We start from the raw sequence: 1,334 nt of genomic DNA, 5'->3' as shown, positions 1-1,334 counted from the left end.
CTGTGTATAAGACGGTAAGTGGTTACCATCTAACTGTAGTGAATGGTGTACCAGGCTATATCGTGGCTAATAGTACAGCGGACGTTGAAGTAGAAAAACCTTCTACTCCAAAACCAAATCCAGAACCGAAACCAAAACCAGATCCAAAACCAAAACCAGATCCAACTCCACCAACAGTTTCTGGTGATCTATTAGGTCGAGTGACAGTTGATAATTTAAATATCCGCAAAGAAGCTAACTCTACTTCTACGGTAGTAAGTAAGCTGAAAAAAGGCGAATATGTTCAAGTAAACAGTATTAACGGTTATTGGGCACAAGTGACTTATCAAGGTCAAAAAGGGTATGTCCATAAATCTTATTTAAAACTATTAAATCAAAATGGTAATCCGTTGAAAGATCGAATTATCATTCTTGATCCAGGACATGGCGGTAAGGACCCTGGAACTGTTGTAGGTTCTAATTCCGAAAAAGCTATCACATTAAAGGTCGGCACACTTGTGAAACAAAAGCTAGAGGCTGCAGGTGCGAAGGTATATATAACTCGTACAGGGGACACGTATCCTTCACTTCAAGACCGCGTTGACTTTACAAATGCTAATTACGGCGAAATCTTCGTAAGCATCCATGTAAATTCAGCAGCAAATACTTCTGCACTAGGTACTGAAACATATTATGCAATTTCAACAGGTGATATGTATCAAGAGGACATTGATCTTGCAACATTTGTAAATAATCAAATCGTTAATAACTTAAATATGAAAAATCGTGGTGTTAAAAAAGAACAATACTATGTAATTCGCAACACGATTATTCCAGCCATCTTAGTCGAGCTAGGCTTCCTAACAAATGATGAAGACCGCGTTAAAATGACAGATGATCAATATGTTGAGTTATTCGCTGAATCTATCTACAAAGGAATTTCAGAATATTACTCAAAACAATAATAATGAAGAACTACATCGTTCAAAAGTGAATGATGTAGCTCTTTTTGTTTGATACGTTTATCAGTCCAATTGATTTAGCACTTTGGGCTTTAAAAGTTCTATAATTTAGAATTTTAGTATAATACTTTCATCTATATAATGGTTTTACCTGTGAAATTTTGTTAATATTAATGTTAGAACAAGAAGGGAGGAAATAAGACATTGTATCTCAAAAAAATTAGTCTTATTTTATGCGTCCTATTCGTTTTTGCTTCAATGTTTACAATACATAGTGCACAAGCAAATGGCGGTTTTATAGATGTTACGAACAAGGATGACGCATATGAAGAAATCAATTATTTAGTTAATTTAGGTGTTATTAAAGGGTATACAGAAAAGGGCAAAACGTAT

General features: G+C 34.8%; 2 protein-coding genes. Both read left to right on the top strand.

Annotated elements, in window-relative coordinates; translation table 11 throughout:
• Positions 1–944: N-acetylmuramoyl-L-alanine amidase (locus tag ACQKOF_RS24990; RefSeq protein WP_427563090.1), on the top strand; the 944-nt coding region annotated here is incomplete at its 5' end.
• A gap of 201 nt (positions 945–1,145) precedes the next feature.
• Positions 1,146–1,334: S-layer homology domain-containing protein (locus ACQKOF_RS24985; RefSeq protein ID WP_427563087.1), on the top strand; the 189-nt coding region annotated here is incomplete at its 3' end.

The sequence above is a fragment of the Lysinibacillus sp. NPDC093190 genome, assembly GCF_050280425.1.
Classification (GTDB): domain Bacteria; phylum Bacillota; class Bacilli; order Bacillales_A; family Planococcaceae; genus Lysinibacillus.
The sequence above is the reverse complement of the archived record's forward strand: the minus strand, read 5'-3'. Positions and strand labels throughout refer to the sequence as shown.